Origin of the sequence: Bradyrhizobium manausense (genome assembly GCF_018131105.1) — a bacterium.
Classification (GTDB): Bacteria; Pseudomonadota; Alphaproteobacteria; order Rhizobiales; family Xanthobacteraceae; genus Bradyrhizobium; species Bradyrhizobium manausense_B.
Genome location: NZ_JAFCJI010000001.1, coordinates 2,699,446 through 2,716,355, shown reverse-complemented (window position 1 = coordinate 2,716,355; position 16,910 = coordinate 2,699,446). Strand labels below are relative to the sequence as shown.

Genomic DNA, 16,910 nt, shown 5'->3' with positions numbered 1-16,910 from the left:
ATGAAGTCACGTGATACCCTCATTCGCCTGAAGAAGTTTCAGGTCGACGAGAAGCGCCGCCGGGTCGCCCAGATCGAGTCCATGATCGCCGATTTCCAGCGGATGTCGGTCGATCTTGAACGCGAGATCCAGACCGAGCAGGACCGCGCCGGGATCAACGATCCCTCGCATTTCGCCTATCCGACCTATGCCAAGGCCGCCATCCAGCGCCGCGAGAACCTGACCCGCTCGGCCGACGAGCTGAAGGGCCAGCTCGAGGAAGCCAAGGCCGCGCTCGGCGAAGCCTTCGAGGAACTCAAGAAGGTCGAGCTCCTGGACGAGCGCGACCAGGCCCGCGAGCGCGCCGAGGAAAATGCCCGCGAGCAGGCCGATCTCGACAGCATCGGCTTGATGCGTTCCCGCATCGGCGCCGTCGCGTAAGCGGCAGCCGGCACCAAAAGCTTGAGAATTTGCGAGCCCGGACCCGCAAGGTCCGGGTTTTTGCGTGCGCTGTCCACAACATGGCGCGCCGCCACTTGGTGACCGGCTTGGCCGCGCGCTATGGTAATGCAGTGCAGGGGTCCGCGCGGATGCGACGGGGCCGCGCGTTGGGGGGCTGAATGCTGACGCCAGCAGAGCTGGTCGGGCTGATCGAGGCGGTGGCGAAGCGCGATCAGGCCGCGTTCGAGCGCCTCTACGCCGCCACGCGCGCGAAACTCTATGGCGTCGTCCTCCGTATCTTGCGTCGACAGGATCTCGCAGAGGAGGTCATTCAGGAGACCTACGTCAAGATCTGGAACAACGCCGGCCAGTTCAATCCGGTGCTGTCATCGCCGATCACGTGGATGGCCTCGATCGCGCGCAACCGCGCCATCGATGTCGTGCGCAAGAAGACGGAGGCCTCCCTCGAGGAGGAGCCGCAGGCGATGGACGTCGCCGCCGACAGTCCCGATCCCCTGGCGCGCCGGGAGATGACCGAGGAGTTGAAGCGGCTGCTGGAATGCGTTGGCCGGCTCGAGCCGGACCGTCAGAGGCTCGTGCTTCTCGCGTACTACAATGGCTGGAGCCGCGAGCAATTGGCGGAGAAATTCGCGGCGCCCGTCAACACGGTGAAGACGTGGCTCCGGCGCAGCATGCTGGATATCCGGGAGTGTCTCGGACTGTGAGCGTTTCGACGACGAGGATGGTGTTGGACTGCAATTGATGGCCTACAGCGAGGACCATATCGCGCTCGCCGCGGAATACGCGCTCGGCACGCTCGATGCCGACGAGCGCGCGCAGGTCGCGACCATGATGGCGGTGGACCCGGAGTTCGCCGCAATCGTGCAGGCGTGGGAATACCGGCTCGGGGTCCTCAACCAGATGGTCGGCACGATCGAGCCGCGGCCGATCGTGTGGGAGAACATCAAGCGCGAGATCGCGCAGACGCTATCCTCGCAGGATTCGCTTGCGGCACCGCCGGTGCTGTCGGCCGCGCCGTCACCACCACTGCCGGAGCTCTCTTCACCGGAGCCTTCATCGCCTGAATCTGCACCGACAGAGTCAGCAAGCGTAGAGCCTCCAGCGCCGGAAGCGCCGTCGCCGGATGCGGAGCAACCGGAGCACCGACCCGATTACGAGGCCGTTCCGATCTTCCCGCCGCAATTCGTGCCGCAGACCCATGCGCCCGATCCGGCCGTGACGCCGGTGACGCCGGCTCCGGTCGTCGACGACAGCAACGTGATCTATCTCGAGGCCCGCGTGAAGCGCTGGCGCACGATTGCCTCCGCCGTGGGCGCGCTCGCGGCCGTGCTGCTGGTGACGCTGTCGCTTCAGATATTCCAGCCGAATGCACTGCCTGGCGCGTTGCGGCCCGTGCCGCGCATTCAGACGGTCGAGGTCAAGACGCCGGCCGCGCCGGTATCTTTGCCCGCGCAATATGTCGCGCTGTTGCAGGGGCAGAGCGGCGGTCCCGCCTTCATCCTCACCATCGATGGCGCGACCAAGAACTTCACGGTGCGCAAGGTCGGCGCGACGCCGGAGCCGGGCAAGAGCTTCGAGCTCTGGCTGATCTCCGACAAGCTGCCGCGCCCGCGCTCGCTGGGCGTGATCGGCGGTGGCGACTTCACGGCGCGCCCGGTGCTCGCCGGCTACGACGCCGATGTCGTCAATGGCGCCACCTATGCAGTCACCGTCGAGCAGTCGGGCGGCTCGCCCAACGGCCAGCCGACCTCGGCGCCGGTGTTTTCCGGCAAGCTGATCGAGACTGTGCCCCCGTCCCAGCCGCAGGTTCCCGCGAAGAAGTAGCCGCCGTTTCTGTCGCCACGGTCCATGCCGTCGTCGCAATCCGACAAGTCCCGCTGAATCCGTCCCTGATTTGAACCTCTATCCGTTTCGCGGCGTCAAATGCCCGGAATTTGCAGTCGGCACGGCCGATCATGGTGCCGGAGAGGGGCTCGAAATCAGATGGACGCAGCCAAGCCACCGGGCATCTTTATCCACCAATATGCTGGCCTGCCGCAGGGGCCGGCGTTCGAACATTGGCGCGAGCGGGCTCTGGGATCCTGTGGGCTCGAGATCGGGCCGAGCCATGGCGACAGCATCGATTGCCGGCTGCAGGTCAGCATGGTCGACAACATCGCGCTTGCCATTCCCGAGGGTGCCTCCGCGCATTACTCGCGCACGCAGAGCGGTCTCGCCGACGGCAGCGACGATCTCGTGCTGATCGCCGCGCATGCCGGCCTCGTCAGCGTCCGGCAAAATGGTCATACCGTCGAGCTTGCACCGGAGCAGATGGTGCTGGCCGACATGAGCATCACCGGCGGCGTCGGTCACACCGACGAGAACCGCTTCACCACCATCCGCATGCCGCGCCGCGCGCTGCTGGACATCAATCCGCGCGCCGAGGAGAAGCTGTCGCAAGTGCTGTCCGACGGCGCGGTCGCCGAGACCATCTTCCGCTATCACGCGCTTGCCGCCCATCACGCGCCGCATCTCGACGCCGTCGGCCAGCGCCTGACCGCGCAGCATATGGTCGATCTCGTCGGCCTGCTGCTCGGCACCGACGCCGAGCACGCCGCGCTCGCACGCGGTCGCGGCCATGCCGCGGCCCGCCTCGATCTCATGCGCGCCGACGTGATGGCCGCACTCGGCCGCAACGATCTCTGCCTGTCCGAGGTCGCCACCCGCTCAGGGCTGAGCCCGCGCCAGGCGCAGCGGCTGTTCGAGCAGGCCGGCACCACCTTTACTGAATTCGTGCTGGAGCAGCGCCTGTTGCTGGCGCGAAAACTGCTCGGCGATCCCCGCGCGCGGGCGCGCAAGATCAGCGACATCGCGCATTCCTCGGGCTTCTCGGATCTGTCCTATTTCAACCGCGCCTTCCGCAAGCGCTTTGGTGGGACACCGTCCGAATTGCGCGAGGCCTGAGCGCGCCCGTTGCCCGGCGGCACGGTCGTGTTTGGTCGATCCGGCTGAATGAGCTATATCTGTTTCTGCGGCGTAGACCGCCAGATGACAGGGAAGAGCGAAGTCAACGGACATGGCGCGTATCGTCGTGCTCGGCGCCGGGTTTGCGGGTCTGTGGGCGGCCATCGGTGCCGCGCGCATGCGCGACGAGATCGGCGACGCCGGCCGCGACATCGAGATCCACCTCGTCGACCGAAATCCCTACCACAATATCCGTGTGCGCAATTACGAGGTCGATCTCAGCGAGGTGGCGCTGCCGCTTGCGCAACTGCTCGATCCAATCGGCGTCACGCACGGGATCGGCGAGGTCGAGGCGGTCGATCCGGCGCGGCGCCAGATCGCGCTGGTCACCAGCAGCGGCGAGGAGACGCTGAGCTACGATCGTCTTGTGCTTGCGCTCGGCAGCGAAGTGATGCGGCCGAATATTCCGGGCCTCGCCGAGCACGGATTCGACGTCGACACTTTTGCCGCGGCGCGTCGTCTGGACGATCACCTCACCTCGCTTGCACGCAGCGCGCCGTCGCAGGGACGGTCGACGATCGCAGTGGTCGGCGCCGGCTTCACCGGCATCGAGGTTGCCGCCGAAATGCCTGACCGGCTCGTGCGCGCCGGCATGTCAGGCAGCCGCCGCATCATCCTGATCGATCCCAATCTCGCGGTCGGCGCCACGATCGGCGCGCAGGCGCGTCCCGTCATCGAGACGGCGCTGTCGTCGCTCGAGGTCGAGACGCGGCTCGGCGTGCGCGTCGCGTCCGTCGAGGCTTCGGGCGTTCGCCTGAGCTCGGGCGAGTTCATCCCGACACAGACGTTGATCTGGTGCGCCGGCATGCGTGCGAGCCGGCTGGCTGAAAGCTTCGCGGGCGCGCGCGACCGCCTCGGACGCCTGCTGGTCGATCCCTTCATGCGGGTCGCGGATGTGCCCGGCGTCTTCGCTGCCGGCGACGTCGCCTCCAGCGTGGTCGATGGCCTGCATCCGACCGTGATGTCCTGCCAGTTCGCCCGCCCCATGGGTCGCTTCGCCGGCCACAATGTGGTGGCCGATCTCGCCGGCCGGCCGATGCTGCCGCTGCGGATCGACTGGTACGTGACAGTGCTCGATCTCGGTGCCTGGGGCGCGCTCTACACGGAAGGCTGGGATCGCGAGGTGCGGACAACGGGTCAGGCTGCCAAGGCGACCAAGCAGACCATCAACCGCAAGCGCATCTATCCGCCGATGACCGGCAGCAAGGAAGACCTGTTTGCCGCGGCCGCGCCGACAGTGCAGGCGCCGCCGCCGACCTACGGCACGCAACGCCGCTGAACTGCGTCGTGATCAATCAACCAGGCGAAGCGATGCAACCAGGCACCGGAGCCGCCGGCTGTGCCGCCGCCGGCGCTTGAGACCCGAGACCGATATAACAGAGACCATCTCTTATGCTGTCGCGTCGTGAAGCAATCGGAAAAGCGCGCCCCGATGACCTTGTCGGGGCGCGTCGTGTCAGCTCCTTGACGCGCTCTGCGCCCACGCCAGTGAACTTGCGTTGATCGGCACCGACTCGCTGATATCGATGACAGGAACAACACTGATGTCATTCCAGAAGTTGTACTTCGCAACGAATGTGGTGATGGTTTTGGGGTCGTTGGCCTCCACCAGGACATAACCACCCCGTCCGCTCAGGTTTGCAACGAAGGCGTGGATCGTCAGACCCTTCTCTTCCTCCGGCTTCCATTTGCTGAACGCAGTGAGAAGTGACTGCGACCCCGCAAAGTTCTGGTCATGGGAAAGACCTGCTGTGCGTACAGTGTACTCGAGCATGTATTTCATGTTTCCTCCAAAGACCTGAAACAACATAAGCCCCTTGCCAGTAAGTTTGTTCGGATATTCGGCGATTGATCCAAATCAATGGAGCCAGGCAAACATCCATAGGTCGGCTTGTCCGGGTGGAGCGGAAGCCGCGATTTGCACGCTTCACGGTTTTCCTCCGACCTATGGCTGGCGTCGCTGACTTGACCGCGCCAATGCGCTCATGGATGCTTTCCTCAACCCGGAGGGCAAGACATGAGAAGGCGGGAGTTCGTCACACTCGCGGGTCTTGGCATTGCTGCATGGCCTTGTCTGGCCACAGCTCGTGACGAGCAGGTTCGACGAGTCGCCGTCCTTGTGCCGGGTGCAGAAGGTGACTCCGAAGCCAGAGACAGCGTCGAGGCTTTGAAGCAAGGCCTTGAAGAGCGGGGCTGGAAAGTCGGACAGAACCTCATGATCGACGTGCGATGGCGTATATCGAACGCCGAGCGTGCGAATAGCGCGATAGCCGAGTTTCTTGCGCATCGTCCGGACGTGGTCGTCACCAGCACCAGCCAGACCTTGAAGGCCTTGTTGCAAGCGATCCCGCAATTGCCGATTGTCTTCGTCTATATCTACGAGCCCGTAGCACAAGGATTCGTCCAAAGCCTCGCCCATCCCGGTGGCAATGCGACCGGGTTCACATCCATGGAGGTGTCGATTGGCGCCAAATGGCTGGGACTTCTGAAGCAGCTGGCGCCGCATGTCTCGCGCGTAGCTTTCTTGTCAAATCCCGAGAACCCTGGCCCCAGGCAAACTCTCGGCGCTGTCAGAGAGGCCGCTGCCGGTGCAGGTTTGGAGACAATTGATGCTCAGGTTCGTACGCCGGCAGAAATCGAAGCAGTGATCTCCGGCCTTGGACCGAATGGAGGTCTCATCGTTCCGCCGGACGGCTTCCTGACCCGCCAGCGCGACTTCATCATCGAACTTGCCGATCGATATCGATCGCCGGCCGTTTACGGTTTTCGTCAATTCGCGACGGCGGGTGGACTGGCTGCCTACGGACCGAGCTGCGTGTTTCAGTGCCGTCAAGCCGCCGAGTATGTCGACCGCATTTTCCGCGGTGAGCGCCCCGGCGAGCTTCCGGTGCAGCAGCCAACGGAATTTGATTTCGTCATCAATCTCAAGACGGCAAGGAAGCTGGGTCTTTCGGTACCGCCGTCCATCTTGATCAGTGCCCGCGAGGTGATCGAGTGAGGTCTGCCATGCTCTCGGCGGCCGCGCCGACAGCGCAAGCCCTACCTCCCACCTGGGGGCGCTGCGGCGTGCATCGAGGAACGCACCATCCGCCTTGTCGCGACGCAGCGCGCATGTGTCCACGCTTTACCCAAAAGCGAGCAGGGTTCCCGGCAACCAGAAAGCTCCCTTGTCGTTAGTCGCTTTAGGCGACTGGGAAACCTCTGTCGTACGGCAACTTGCGTGCGCGTCCTGCGTGGCGCTTGCGCACTGCGAGATGGACCCAGGCTCAGGAGATTGCGTGATGGACCACAGCCTCGCTCAGGAACATCTCGTCACGGCCGAACGGCATGTTGCGGAAGGAAGGCGGATCCTCGCCCGGCAGGAAGAGTTGATCGACTTGCTTCAGGCGCGCGGCTACCCCACGGACTGCGCCAAAAAGGTGCTCGACACGATGCGGGATGCGCAAGCGATCCACGAGCAGGATGTCGAGCGCATTCTGAAAGAGCTCCAGTATCGCAGTGACCAGGGCCCGCTCGACGGATGATCCGGTCGATTGGCGATTTCTCCGGCGCCTCGATCTGCGCGGTGGCTCGCCTTTAAGGTTCGGCGGCCGGCAGCCCGGCAATCACTTGCCCGGGGGGGGGGGGGGGGGGGGGGGACGAGGTTCTGAGGATACTGGGTCTCGTATTGGGCGCCCTCGAAATGGGGCTGCTGCCAAAAGGCGTACATGTTCGCCCGGACGACCTCATACAGGGCGAAGTTGATCTGAGTCAGCCGTTTCGCTTCCGCGATCGCCTGGTCAGCACGCGCCAGCAGTGTCGGAGTGTCCTGCACCATATTGTGCGAACTCACTTGGGTTAAAGAAGTTCCATGCGGCTGCGAGCCGATGTTCGTGCCGCCCAGCTTCGCCCTACAAGCGCTTGCGTTGCCCGACGGGCAAAACACCCCATCGTCAGGTCAAGCCGCACGCTCGAAAATATTCCACTTTACCGAAATTCGGAAACGACGTATGTGTCGCGCAACCCGGCCCATGGAAGAGGGGCGTATCGCGATCGTCACGACGCGGGCCGGACGGCGGTGGGCGTGGCTCACATCGGTGCGACGGGTTTTGCAGGGCGGGCAACCGTGAGCGAAGGCCTCGCGCATACGACCGGTGTGATTGCGTACGGCAAAATCGTGTGGTCCTGGCGCCCGGAGCCTGTGCGCCAAGGCTCGTGGTGATGTGCGATGTCCAACCGGGCGCACACATCAGTCATCTGCGAGACGACGGGGGCAATAGTGCATCGCTCCCCGGGGAGATCACGACATAAGCCGTCAACCCACTGCGCAGGGAAGGCCGGATGTTTTGGCTGCACCTGTATGCCGCTGTGCAGCCTCTTGTAGCGCAACCTTCGCACAGTGGACCGCGGGTGCCGGCCGGCACCCGGTCTTCCCTGCGCCCTCTTTCATCTGAGGGTGACGCGATGGAACAAAGCTCGGGCAAGATGAGCCGCGAGGATGCAAAGGTGTGTCTGCAGTTGAGATGAAAATTGACTGAGCGACATGCTGCATAGAACTCCGTCATTTGCTTCGCTGCACTCGCAATGACGATGTGGAGGTAGTCGCACGCTTCATTGTGAGTTGTGCATGTGCTCCAGACCGCTACCATGCGTCCGCTCCCGTGCCACGGGACACGACGCAGCAGGCGGAGGCGATATGAGTGGACAGGAACGCAAAGCGAAGGGATCGGACCTGTTCGTCGCGGCGCTGGAGAACGAGGGCGTCGATCGCATTTTTGGCGTGCCCGGCGAGGAAAATCTCGACCTCGTCGAGTCGCTCCGCACATCGAAGATCGAACTGGTCCTGACCCGCCACGAGCAGGCCGCGGCCTTCATGGCCGCCACGCATGGAAGGCTGACCGGCAAGCCCGGCGTCTGCCTCTCCACGCTCGGGCCCGGCGCGCTCAATCTGTCGACCGGCGCGGCTTACGCGCATCTCGGCGCGATGCCGATGATCCTCATCACCGGACAGAAGCCGATCATGAGCAGCCGGCAGGCGCGCTTCCAGATCGTCGACGTCGTTGCGACCATGAAGCCGCTGACCAAGCTGTCGCGGCAGATCGTCAGCGCTTCCTCGATTCCGACCGTGGTGCGCGATGCCTTCCGCGTGGCGATGGAGGAGCGGCCGGGTCCGGTGCATCTCGAATTGCCCGAAGACATCGCCGGCGACGAGGTGCCGGTTACGCCCGTAATCGCAATCCATCCGATCGAGATCCCCGTCGCTCACCGCGCCGCGCTTGATCGTGCCGCCGAGATGATTTTGGCCGCAAAGCGTCCGCTGGTGATGATGGGCGCCGCGACCAGCCGGCCACGTTCGACTCACGGCATTGCGAGCTTCGTGCGGCGGACCGGCATTCCCTTCTTCACCACGCAGATGGGAAAGGGCACCGTACCCGGTGGCACCAATCTCTACATGGGCACCGCCGCGCTGTCCGAGCGCGACTATGTGCACGATGCCATCGACGCCGCCAATCTGATCGTCGCGATCGGCCACGACCCGATCGAGAAGCCGCCCTTCATCATGGGTCCGTCGGGGCCGAAGGTCATTCACGTCAGCTACACCTCGGCGAGCGTCGAGCTGGTCTATTTCCCCGATGCGGAGGTGGTCGGCGACGTCGGCCCGAGCCTGGAGCTTCTGGCCGACCGGCTCGAAGGCAAGCTGCCGCAGGCTGCGGCGCTGTTGCCATTGCGCGAAGAGATTCTCAACCACATCGCCGACCGCGCCACCGAGACGCGCTGGCCGCCGACGCCGCAGCGCATCGTGCACGACATCCGCAAGGTCATTCCCGAGAACGGCATCGTCGCGCTCGACAACGGCATGTACAAGATCTGGTTCGCGCGCAACTATCGCACCCGTGTCGCCAACACGCTGCTGCTCGACAACGCGCTGGCGACGATGGGCGCCGGCCTGCCGTCGGCGATGATGGCCGCGATGCTTTATCCCGATCGCCGCGTGCTCGCGGTCGCAGGCGACGGCGGCTTCATGATGAACAGCCAGGAGATGGAGACGGCCGTCCGTCTCAAGCTCAATCTGGTCGTGCTGGTGCTGGAGGACAACGCCTACGGCATGATCCGCTGGAAGCAGGCGGTCGATCACTTTGCCGATTACGGCATGACCTTCGGCAATCCCGACTTCGCGCTTTACGCCAAGGCCTATGGCGCCAAGGGCCACCGTGTCGAAGACATCGACAGCTTTGGCCCGACACTCGATGCCGCCTTCAAGGCGGGTGGCGTGCACCTGGTCTCGATCCCGATCGATTATTCCGAGAATGTGCGGGTGCTGGTCGACGAACTACGCGCCCGGCAGAAATAGGCGGTGAGGCTCCGGGGAGCCCGCCACAGGCGGGCTTCTCGAAGGTTGGCTGCAAAGGAAGCGCTAACCAACCTCTGAGATACGCCAGCTGTCCGATTTCGGGAGGCCGGCTCATACCAGCCATTCCTTGATATGTATCGTAGTACGATATATTGCAGGTGCGAAGAATCCTCCCGAAAAGAGCTATTCATGCGCCAGACCCCCGATATGACCGGCGGCCTCCCGCGTTCTCGCGGCAAACCCGGAGATTTTACCGCCGACCGCCGCGTGCTGGTCCTGATCGGCATGGCGGTGCTGGTCGGCAGCCTCAGTGCCGGGGCCTCCTGGGTGCTGCTGAAGCTGATTGCGCTGGTGACCAATCTGGTCTGGTTCGGCCACTTCAGCACCGAAAATGTCTCGCTGGCGAATGCTCATCCGGGGATCTGGATGGTGCTGGCGCCGGCGCTCGGCGGTCTCGTGATCGGCTTGATGGCGCGATTCGGATCGGAGAAAATCCGCGGCCACGGCATCCCCGAGGCGATCGAGGCCATCCTGATCGGCGGCAGCCGGATGCAGCCGAAGGTCGCCATCCTGAAGCCGCTATCCTCGGCGGTGTCGATCGGCAGCGGCGGCCCGTTCGGCGCCGAGGGACCGATCATCATGACGGGCGGCGCGATCGGATCGATCTTCGCCCAGTGCTTCCATCTCACCGCGGCCGAGCGCAAGACGCTACTGGTCGCGGGCGCGGCCGCCGGTATGACGGCGATCTTCGGCACGCCGATCGCGGCGGTGATGCTTGCGGTCGAGCTGCTGCTGTTCGAATGGAAGCCGCGCAGCTTCCTGCCTGTGGTGATGGCAGCGGTGATTTCGGCGGCGTGGCGTCCGCTGCTGTTCGGAACCGGACCGCTATTTCCGTTCACGGAGCATCCGAATCTTCCCTGGTGGGGCCTCGCGGCCGCAATCGGCGTCGGCATCGTGGCCGGCCTGCAATCCGGGCTGATGACGCGCCTGCTCTATGCGATCGAGGATTTGTTCGATCATCTGCCCGTTCACTGGATGTGGTGGCCGATGCTTGGCGGCCTCATCGTCGGCCTCGGCGGGATCATCGATCCCCGTGCGCTCGGCGTCGGCTACGATGTTATCGGTGATCTCCTGTCGGGCCATATGGTGCGCGACGAGGCGATCCGGCTCCTGCTGGTGAAGTCAGTGATCTGGGTGGTCGCGCTGAGCTCGGGCACCTCGGGCGGCGTGTTGGCGCCGCTGCTCATCCTCGGCGGCACCGCCGGCTGGATGGAGGGGCTGGTGCTGCCGGGTGGCGCATCGTTCTGGGCGCTGGTCGGCATGGCCGCGATGATGGGCGGCACGATGCGTTCGCCGTTGACCGGCGTGATGTTCGCGATCGAGCTGACCGGCAATATCGACATGCTGCTGCCCTTGCTGGCGGCGACCGGCGCGGCGCATGCGGTGACTGTGCTGTTGCTCAAGCGCTCGATCCTCACCGAGAAGATCGCGCGCCGCGGCCAGCACATCACCCGCGAATATGCGATTGATCCGTTCGAGTTGATGCGCACGGCCGATGTCATGGTCACGAACGTGGACACGCTGCCGGTCGACATGTCGATCAACGCGGCGGTGGCGTTCTTCACCTCGGACCGGCGCCGTCACAAATCCTATCCGGTCGTCGCCGCCGATGGGCGATTGAGCGGCATGGTGACCCGCGCCGACGTTCTGCGCTGGCGCACCGAGGGCAATCATCAGGCAGCGACGCTCGATGACGTCGTCTCGGACAGCTCCAGCGTGGTGGCGCATCCCGACGACGTGCTGGGACGGGTCGCCGATCTCATGGTCGCCTCCGATCTCGGACGGTTACCGGTGGTCGATCGCGCCACTCATCGCGTGGTCGGCCTGGTCGCGCGCAAGGATTTGCTGCGAATTCGCGCGGTCGTGAACGCGCAGGAGGAGGACCGAAACGCCTATTTCCTGCGCGAAAAGACGCTTGTGCCGGAGGCGCGGATCGCGGAAGGTCTGCCCCTCTGAACTCAAGCACCGGCAGGAATGAACATGAGCCGCGTTCGTTGTGTTACCGAGATGGGCATGGGCGTCGACGTTCACGGCAGGGACGCCACCAAGGCGGCGAAGCGCGCGGTGTCGGATGCCATCAGGCATTCGAGCCTCGGCTTCTTCCGGATGATCGGCAAGACCGCGAACGACATGTTTGTCGACGTCACCATCGGCGTGCCCAACCCTGAAGCCGTCGACACGGAGGCGGTTGCCAAGGAGCTTCCCTACGGCACCGTGACCGTTACCGCGGTGAAGGGCGGACTGGAAATTCCCTCCGCCACGGAAGTGGCCAACGACCCCATTCTGATCGCCAACGCCGCCGTCATCGTCAGCTTCGACAAGGACTAGGCCCGTGTCCGACAGCGATGAGGCGTTGCTCGATCGTCCGATCTGGAGCGCGCTGACGACGAGCCATAAGCATCTGGCCGAAGGCGGCCCGCGGGCGCTGCGCTATCCCGTGGACATGACGCCGTTCGCCGACATGGTCGACATGTCCACGACAAGCTTTGAAGCGCTCGGCGATCTCATGTCGCCCTCGCAAGTCGCCGCGCTGTTCACGCCGGAGCCTGTCGACGTTCCCTCAGGCTTCAAGGTCGTGATCGCAGAGACCGGCGAGCAGATGATCGGTTCGCCCGCCGACAGCCCGTTGCGCGACGCCGAGATCGTCACGCTCGGCAAGGCCGACGTTCCTGCGATGACGGCGCTGACGACGCTGACCAAACCCGGGCCGTTCGCCGCGCGGACGCACGAGCTCGGCACGTTCCTTGGCATCCGCGCCGGCGGCGAATTGGTCGCGATGACGGGCGAGCGGATGAAGCCGGGTAAGTTCGTCGAGATGACCGCGGTCTGCGTCCACCCCGACTATCGCGGGCGCGGCTACGCGCAGGCGCTGCTCGCAGCCGTCGCACGCCAGATCGAGGCGCGCGGCGAAATTCCGTTCCTGCACGTGTTCTCGCACAACAATTCGGCCATCGCCCTCTATCAACGTCAGGGCATGCGCATCCGTCGTCGCCTGCATGTGACGGCGTTCATGAAGCAGGGATGACGGCCCGGCGGAGCGGGCCGGGCGGCTCGGCTTACGTCGTGTCGTCGACAAAACAAGAATGCGGATATTGACGGCGCGGGTCGAGGCTCGCGCGAATGGGCTTCCTCGCAGCCGATTCGTTGCTATATCCAAAGCAACAAACTCGGGAGGAGCCTATTCATGGACGCCAGGACGCCAGATTTTTCCGCGACGCGGACAGCGATGCAACGCTACGTCGATCAGGAGATCATTCCCGGCGTGTCCTGGGCGGTGCTGCGTGGGCGCGAAGTGGTCGATCAGCAATGCATCGGCTTTGCCGATCGCGAGGCGAAGACGGCGCTCCGGCCGGACCATATCTTCCGCGCGTTCTCCAACACCAAGATCTTCGTCACCTCTGCGATCATGCTGCTGGTCGAGGAAGGCCGCATTGGGCTCGATGCTGCCATCGAAAAATTCCTGCCACAGCTCGGCCATCGCAAGGTGCTGAAGCAGGGCGCTGGGAGCCTCGCCGATGTCGAGCCGGCGAAAAGCCCGATCACGATCCGCCACCTTCTGACCCATACGTCGGGTCTCAGCTACGGCATCTTCGATCCCGGCTCGGTTCTGTTCAAAGGCTACAATGAGGCGGGGGTGCTCAACCCGCTGACGCCGCTGACCGACATGATCGACAAGCTCGCCGATCTGCCGCTGTCCTATCATCCCGGCACGTCCTGGGAATATTCGGTGGCGACCGACGTGCTCGGCCGCGTCGTGGAGGTCGTCTCGGGCAAGCCGCTCGACGTTTTCTTCAAAGCACGCATCTTCGATCCGCTCGGCATGACAGATACCGGATTCTCTGTGCCGGAGGCGCAGCAGGGCAGGCTGGTCGCGCACTATACCGGCGCCGACGTGCTCGATCCGATGAAGCCGGGCCTCACGCGTGCCGACAATCTGCCGTATCCGCAGGCCTATCGGCGGGCGTTCCCGCGGCTGTCGGGTGGTGGCGGGCTGGTCTCGACCCTGCCGGACATGCTTGCGCTGGTGCGCGCCCTGGTGCCCGGTCCCGAGGCGCTGCTGAAGCCGGAGACGTTGCGGCAGATGATGACCAACCAGTTGTCATCGGGCCAGACCATCCGTTTCGCCAATCTTGGGCCGATGCCCGGCAAGGGCTTTGGCCTGGGCGGCGCCGTGACCTTCGCTCCAACCCAGTTCGATCCTCCGAATTCCACCGGCGAGTTCCAGTGGGGTGGGCTCGCCGGCACGCATTGGTGGATCTGTCCCGAGGCCAATACATCAGGCGTCCTGATGGCCCAGCGCCATATGGGCTTCTGGAATCCGTTCTTCTTCGAGTTCAAACGCCTGGCCTACCGGTCCGTCGGAGGCTGACCACGAAAAAATTGCGGATCCCTGCGAATCCTTTGGCGCGATCGCGTCCTCTTCACAATCGAGGCACTTCGCCTCGGCTCGTGTTGGAGGATGCGATGGCTTTTTACAGGAAGAACATCGGCGGTCTGCACCAGGCGGTGCGGGTTGCCGCAGGGATTGCGGCGGCGGTCGCGGCATTGGTCTATCTCGGCGGTGCGGTGGCCTGGCTGGTCGTGCTCGGCGGGGCGGGCTTCGCATTGACCGGCCTAGTCGGCTATTGCCCGATGTGCGCGTTGGCCGGGATCGGACGGGGAGGTGTGTCGTGAGTGCGACTGCGATCCCATCAGACCTGTTCGAAGCCGCGCGGCTTGGTGACCCCCAGTCGATCTCGCGCCTGCTCGAGACAGCGCAGCCGGACATTCGCCGATACGCACGTGCGACGTGCCGCAGCTCGGCTGATGCGGAAGATGCCGCGCAGGAGACGCTATGGATCCTGTCTCGGCATGTCGGCACCATCCGCTCGTTGCTCGCGTTATCCGCCTGGCTGTTCAGCGTGGTCCGCCGCGAATGCCTGCGGCTCGCGCGCAAGGCGGGGCTGACGCCATCGATCGATGAGAGCGAGGCGGAGGCCGCGTTGCTCGCGCGTCCCGAGGCCGATCTGCGGCTCGATGTGGCCGCAGCCTTCGAAGCACTGCCACTGCATTACCGCGATGTCGCGCTGATGCGCGACATCAAGGAAATGACCATCGATGAGATCGCGGGCGTGCTCGGAGCGTCCAGACAGGCCGTGAAGGCGCGCCTGCATCGCGCCCGCGCCCTGATGCGCGAATATCTGACGAGGTAAGCGATGACCGGATATCAAACCCCCGACGATCTCAAATCGATCCCGGCCTTCGTCGTGCTGATCGCTGCCGCGGTGCGCGCCGGCGGCACGCTCGGCCATGCGCTGCTGGCGCAGCGGCTGTTCGAGCGACATAACGGTGAGGGATGAGCGAGCGCTGGTTGGAGGCGAGACCGGACACGTGAAAACCTATCTCGGTCTCGACGGATTTCGTTTCGGCTGGGTTGCCGCGTGGATCGATGACCGCGGCGGTCACGGCTTCGACTATTCGCCGGGGCTCGCCCGTCTGCTCGCAATGCCGCATGCGCGCGCAATGATCGACATGCCGATCGGACTGAAGCCGAGCGGCTATCGCATCTGCGACCTGCGTGCGCGCGAATTGGTGGGCCCCGCCGTGTTTCTCGGGGCCCGCCGTGACCTCTGGACATTCTCCGATATGGCCGCAGCCAACCGGCGCTATTGGGAGCACGAAGGCAAGGGCGGGGGCATCTCGGCGCAGCTCTGGAATATCAGGGACAAGATCAGGGATGTCGACGAGATCATGACACCGGCGCGGCAGGCGACGACCGGCGAAGCGCATCCGGAACTGATCTTCTGGAATCTTGCAGGGCGAATCCGGCTTGCGACGAAGTCATCGGCTGAAGGCCGCGAGCAGCGCACTGCATTGCTGATGCAGCGCGGCTTCACGCGCTTGCAAAAATGGCTGACACAGCGCCACGGCACCGGCATCGACCGCGACGATCTCATCGATGCCTGTGCCTGCGCAATCGCCGCGCGCGACAGCACGCAGTGCGTTGGTGGGGATGAGATCGATCCGCGCGGTCTGCGGATGGAGATCAACTATTAGCCGTTTGAGAGGCTCGCGCCGGGAAAAACAAGCAAATTATTTGAACTATGCAGGAACTGGCGACGGTCGGCCCGCGTTCCCCGTGCGAACATATGACAGAGAAGCTCGCGCGATGAATGATGCCAGCCAGTTCGCTACCGCAATGCTCACGCTCGTGTTTGCCGGAGCGTTGCTCGTCACCGGGCAGCTCTTCATTGAGCAACGCGCCCAGCGAGACATCTACGCCACCAGTCATCTACTGAGGCCGGAGTAACTTGACTGAATGACTCGGCCTTGCGCCGTGCGATCGCTCGCCTAAATTAGGCGGCATCTCACGAATGAAGCCGGGGTTTCGATGTCTGATTTGTCTACCTTCCCTATCACCAAGCGCTGGCCCGCCAAGCATCCCGAATTGCTTCAACTCTATTCGCTGCCGACGCCGAATGGTGTGAAGGTCTCGATCATGCTGGAAGAGATCGGGCTGCCTTACGAGGTCCATCTCGTCGATTTCGGCAAGGACGATCAGAAGACGCCGGAGTTCCTCTCGCTCAATCCGAACGGCAAGATCCCGGCGATCCTTGATCCCAACGGGCCCGGGGGCAAGCCGCTGCCGCTGTTCGAGTCCGGTGCGATCCTGCAGTACCTCGCAGAGAAGACCGGCAAGCTGCTGCCCCAGGATGCCGCGCGCCGCTACCAGACCATTCAGTGGGTGCATTTCCAGATGGGCGGCATCGGGCCGATGTTCGGCCAGGTCGGTTTCTTCCACAAATTCGCCGGCAAGGATTTTGAGGACAAGCGCCCGCTCGAACGCTACGTGGCCGAGTCCAAGCGCCTGCTCGGCGTGATGGAGGCGCATCTCGCTGGCCGGCAGTGGTTCATGGATGACGACTATACCATCGCCGACATTTCAATGCTCGGCTGGGTGCGCAATCTCATCGGCTTCTACGGCGCCGGCGATCTCGTCGCGTTCAGCCAGTTCAAGGCGGTTGGTGCCTGGCTCGAGCGCGGGCTTGGGCGCCCGGCGGTGCAGCGCGGATTGAATATTCCAAAACGTCCGTGA

General features: G+C 64.2%; 17 protein-coding genes and 1 pseudogene. 17 read left to right on the top strand and 1 reads right to left on the bottom strand.

What is annotated here, in order from left to right; all coding sequences use genetic code 11:
* The 5 genes from fliJ to JQ631_RS12960 all read left to right on the top strand — a co-directional run bounded on the left by fliJ (window position 1) and on the right by JQ631_RS12960 (window position 4,723).
* A complete protein-coding gene (gene fliJ, locus JQ631_RS12980; protein ID WP_092302166.1) occupies window positions 1-420 on the top strand; it encodes a flagellar export protein FliJ in 420 nt (139 codons plus the stop codon).
* 179 nt (window positions 421-599) lie between these two features.
* Window positions 600-1,145 carry a sigma-70 family RNA polymerase sigma factor gene (locus JQ631_RS12975; RefSeq protein ID WP_212326667.1) on the top strand — a complete coding sequence of 182 codons (546 nt, stop codon included), beginning with the start codon at window positions 600-602 and terminating at the stop codon, window positions 1,143-1,145.
* 37 nt (window positions 1,146-1,182) lie between these two features.
* Window positions 1,183-2,265 carry an anti-sigma factor gene (locus JQ631_RS12970; protein WP_212326665.1) on the top strand — a complete coding sequence of 361 codons (1,083 nt, stop codon included), beginning with the start codon at window positions 1,183-1,185 and terminating at the stop codon, window positions 2,263-2,265.
* A gap of 159 nt (window positions 2,266-2,424) precedes the next feature.
* The gene (locus JQ631_RS12965; protein ID WP_212326663.1) at window positions 2,425-3,384 is read left to right on the top strand and encodes a helix-turn-helix transcriptional regulator; all 960 of its coding nucleotides are present in this window, start codon (window positions 2,425-2,427) and stop codon (window positions 3,382-3,384) included.
* A 112-nt stretch (window positions 3,385-3,496) separates the two neighbouring features.
* Window positions 3,497-4,723, top strand: coding sequence for an NAD(P)/FAD-dependent oxidoreductase (locus JQ631_RS12960; protein WP_212326661.1), 1,227 nt, complete (start codon window positions 3,497-3,499; stop codon window positions 4,721-4,723).
* Window positions 4,724-4,900: 177 nt separating this feature from the next.
* Here JQ631_RS12960 and JQ631_RS12955 read toward each other — a convergent pair whose 3' ends face one another.
* Entirely contained in the window at window positions 4,901-5,227 is a 327-nt protein-coding gene (locus tag JQ631_RS12955; protein WP_212326659.1) for a DUF3303 domain-containing protein, read from the bottom strand.
* Between the two features lie 234 nt (window positions 5,228-5,461).
* Between JQ631_RS12955 and JQ631_RS12950 the strand changes: the two genes are divergently transcribed.
* The 12 genes and pseudogenes from JQ631_RS12950 to JQ631_RS12895 all read left to right on the top strand — a co-directional run bounded on the left by JQ631_RS12950 (window position 5,462) and on the right by JQ631_RS12895 (window position 16,910).
* On the top strand, window positions 5,462-6,442 hold the full coding sequence (locus tag JQ631_RS12950) for an ABC transporter substrate-binding protein (protein ID WP_212326657.1): 981 nt from the start codon (window positions 5,462-5,464) through the stop codon (window positions 6,440-6,442).
* A 283-nt stretch (window positions 6,443-6,725) separates the two neighbouring features.
* Entirely contained in the window at window positions 6,726-6,968 is a 243-nt protein-coding gene (locus JQ631_RS12945) for a hypothetical protein (RefSeq protein ID WP_212326655.1), read from the top strand.
* A gap of 1,151 nt (window positions 6,969-8,119) precedes the next feature.
* Window positions 8,120-9,775 carry an acetolactate synthase large subunit gene (locus JQ631_RS12940; RefSeq protein WP_212326654.1) on the top strand — a complete coding sequence of 552 codons (1,656 nt, stop codon included), beginning with the start codon at window positions 8,120-8,122 and terminating at the stop codon, window positions 9,773-9,775.
* Between the two features lie 189 nt (window positions 9,776-9,964).
* Complete coding sequence (locus JQ631_RS12935; protein WP_212326653.1) at window positions 9,965-11,791, top strand: chloride channel protein; 1,827 nt, start codon at window positions 9,965-9,967, stop codon at window positions 11,789-11,791.
* A gap of 24 nt (window positions 11,792-11,815) precedes the next feature.
* Window positions 11,816-12,163 (top strand): Lin0512 family protein, encoded by a 348-nt coding sequence (locus JQ631_RS12930; RefSeq protein WP_212326652.1) that lies wholly within the window; start codon window positions 11,816-11,818, stop codon window positions 12,161-12,163.
* 4 nt (window positions 12,164-12,167) lie between these two features.
* Window positions 12,168-12,860, top strand: a complete 693-nt coding sequence (locus tag JQ631_RS12925; protein WP_212326651.1) for a GNAT family N-acetyltransferase — start codon at window positions 12,168-12,170, stop codon at window positions 12,858-12,860.
* A gap of 159 nt (window positions 12,861-13,019) precedes the next feature.
* The gene (locus tag JQ631_RS12920) at window positions 13,020-14,204 is read left to right on the top strand and encodes a serine hydrolase domain-containing protein (protein WP_212326650.1); all 1,185 of its coding nucleotides are present in this window, start codon (window positions 13,020-13,022) and stop codon (window positions 14,202-14,204) included.
* A 95-nt stretch (window positions 14,205-14,299) separates the two neighbouring features.
* Window positions 14,300-14,509, top strand: a complete 210-nt coding sequence (locus tag JQ631_RS12915; RefSeq protein WP_212326648.1) for a YgaP family membrane protein — start codon at window positions 14,300-14,302, stop codon at window positions 14,507-14,509.
* Window positions 14,506-15,027 (top strand): RNA polymerase sigma factor, encoded by a 522-nt coding sequence (locus tag JQ631_RS12910; protein ID WP_212326647.1) that lies wholly within the window; start codon window positions 14,506-14,508, stop codon window positions 15,025-15,027. The genes JQ631_RS12915 and JQ631_RS12910 overlap by 4 nt, the downstream gene beginning before the upstream one ends.
* A gap of 45 nt (window positions 15,028-15,072) precedes the next feature.
* A pseudogene (locus JQ631_RS12905) lies at window positions 15,073-15,174 on the top strand (carboxymuconolactone decarboxylase family protein); the annotation flags it as partial.
* Between the two features lie 31 nt (window positions 15,175-15,205).
* Window positions 15,206-15,871: a DUF429 domain-containing protein gene (locus tag JQ631_RS12900; protein WP_212326643.1), complete on the top strand. Its 666-nt coding sequence runs from the start codon at window positions 15,206-15,208 to the stop codon at window positions 15,869-15,871.
* A gap of 334 nt (window positions 15,872-16,205) precedes the next feature.
* The gene (locus JQ631_RS12895; RefSeq protein WP_212326641.1) at window positions 16,206-16,910 is read left to right on the top strand and encodes a glutathione S-transferase family protein; all 705 of its coding nucleotides are present in this window, start codon (window positions 16,206-16,208) and stop codon (window positions 16,908-16,910) included.

Bases quoted from the DNA above. Each gene is read 5' to 3' on its own strand.
- JQ631_RS12915 (WP_212326648.1), top strand. From the start codon at position 14,300: ATGGCTTTTTACAGGAAGAACATCGGCGGTCTGCACCAGGCGGTGCGG.
- JQ631_RS12960 (WP_212326661.1), top strand. From the start codon at position 3,497: ATGGCGCGTATCGTCGTGCTCGGCGCCGGGTTTGCGGGTCTGTGGGCG.
- JQ631_RS12940 (WP_212326654.1), top strand. From the start codon at position 8,120: ATGAGTGGACAGGAACGCAAAGCGAAGGGATCGGACCTGTTCGTCGCG.
- JQ631_RS12970 (WP_212326665.1), top strand. From the start codon at position 1,183: ATGGCCTACAGCGAGGACCATATCGCGCTCGCCGCGGAATACGCGCTC.
- JQ631_RS12945 (WP_212326655.1), top strand. From the start codon at position 6,726: ATGGACCACAGCCTCGCTCAGGAACATCTCGTCACGGCCGAACGGCAT.
- JQ631_RS12975 (WP_212326667.1), top strand. From the start codon at position 600: ATGCTGACGCCAGCAGAGCTGGTCGGGCTGATCGAGGCGGTGGCGAAG.
- JQ631_RS12965 (WP_212326663.1), top strand. From the start codon at position 2,425: ATGGACGCAGCCAAGCCACCGGGCATCTTTATCCACCAATATGCTGGC.
- JQ631_RS12920 (WP_212326650.1), top strand. From the start codon at position 13,020: ATGGACGCCAGGACGCCAGATTTTTCCGCGACGCGGACAGCGATGCAA.
- JQ631_RS12955 (WP_212326659.1), bottom strand. From the start codon at position 5,227: ATGAAATACATGCTCGAGTACACTGTACGCACAGCAGGTCTTTCCCAT.
- JQ631_RS12950 (WP_212326657.1), top strand. From the start codon at position 5,462: ATGAGAAGGCGGGAGTTCGTCACACTCGCGGGTCTTGGCATTGCTGCA.
- fliJ (WP_092302166.1), top strand. From the start codon at position 1: ATGAAGTCACGTGATACCCTCATTCGCCTGAAGAAGTTTCAGGTCGAC.
- JQ631_RS12935 (WP_212326653.1), top strand. From the start codon at position 9,965: ATGCGCCAGACCCCCGATATGACCGGCGGCCTCCCGCGTTCTCGCGGC.
- JQ631_RS12895 (WP_212326641.1), top strand. From the start codon at position 16,206: ATGTCTGATTTGTCTACCTTCCCTATCACCAAGCGCTGGCCCGCCAAG.
- JQ631_RS12930 (WP_212326652.1), top strand. From the start codon at position 11,816: ATGAGCCGCGTTCGTTGTGTTACCGAGATGGGCATGGGCGTCGACGTT.